2 protein-coding genes are annotated in these 1,082 nt (G+C 61.0%); both read right to left on the bottom strand.

Annotated elements, in window-relative coordinates; genetic code table 11:
• Positions 1-685, bottom strand: a 685-nt coding sequence (istA, locus tag AOQ71_RS42875) for an IS21 family transposase (RefSeq protein ID WP_245316795.1), incomplete at its 3' end; no start/stop codon positions are given.
• Positions 669-866 (bottom strand): sigma factor-like helix-turn-helix DNA-binding protein, encoded by a 198-nt coding sequence (locus AOQ71_RS46610; RefSeq protein ID WP_057744227.1) that lies wholly within the window; start codon positions 864-866, stop codon positions 669-671. The genes istA and AOQ71_RS46610, both read right to left, overlap by 17 nt.
• Between the last annotated feature and the right edge of the window lie 216 nt (positions 867-1,082).

Raw genomic sequence — 1,082 nt, 5'->3', positions numbered from 1 at the left:
GGATCGCCTCGTTGAGGGCGGCGAGCGAGAAGAAACGGCGGTTGCGCAGGCGCGCCAGAATCCATCGCCCGACGATTTGGACGCCGACTTCGACCTTGGCTTTGTCGCGCGGTCGATACGGCAGTGCCGGAACGATGGCAGTGCGGTAATGGCGGGCAAGATCGGCATAGGTCCGGTTGACCATCGGCTCGTGAAAGCACGCCCGGGTGATGCCGGCCTTGAGATTGTCGCTCACCGTTTGCCGGGCCACGCCGCCGAAAAAGCAAAAGGCCCGGACATGGGAGCCGATCCAGTCCGGCAGGCTCTGGCTGAGGCTGGCTTCAGCGTAGGTGTAGTTGGAAGCACCGAGCACGGCGACAAAGATCTGCGTGCTGTGCACCTCGCCGCTGAGCCCGTCGACCACCTCCATGGTGTGGCCGGAATAGTCGACGAACAGCTTCTCGCCGACGACATGGACCTGGCGCAGGGTCGGCTTGAGGCGGCCAGCCCATTCCCTGTAGCGTTCGCAGAACCACGAATAACTGAAACTGTCGGACTTGGAGTCGCAATACTCTTCCCACAATAGCATCAACGTGACGTTCCTCCGCCGCAGCTCGCGATGAACGAGCGCCCAATCCGGCTGCGGTCGCTCATCGCTGGGCAGATCGGACGGTGGCGGAAACAGCCTGTTAGAGCCGGACCTCATCATTGAGCTCGGGCGGCAACGGCCAGGTCAAACCTGCGCGGCGTGCCATGTTGAGGTACTTGCAAACCGTGCCCTGGGCCAGGCCGAGGCTACGGGCAATCGTACGCTGCGACATGCCGACGCTGTAGTGCAGGCGTAAAACTTCGCGAATGTGGCGCATGGACAGTCTCTCTGTCGGCATCTCGATCCTCTGCTGTCGGGCAAAAGACCAAGCTACCTGGGTTGCAGACTGTCAGTGGTGTCCGGCTCGCTGTCCCCGATCACAATCCGCTGGAAATAGCGATCACGATCCCGTGGAATTGGTAATCACGATCCCCTGGAAACGGTGATCACGATGCTCTGGAATGAGTGATCACGATGGCCTGGAATTGGTGATCACGATCGTCTGGAACGCGCA

The organism is Bradyrhizobium manausense, from assembly GCF_001440035.1.
GTDB classification, from domain to species: Bacteria; Pseudomonadota; Alphaproteobacteria; order Rhizobiales; family Xanthobacteraceae; genus Bradyrhizobium; species Bradyrhizobium manausense.
This window is presented reverse-complemented; position numbering and strand designations above follow the sequence as displayed.

What these genes read in the sequence shown, in the direction of transcription:
- AOQ71_RS46610 (WP_057744227.1), bottom strand. Translation starts at nt 866, where the DNA reads ATGCCGACAGAGAGACTGTCCATGCGCCACATTCGCGAAGTTTTACGC.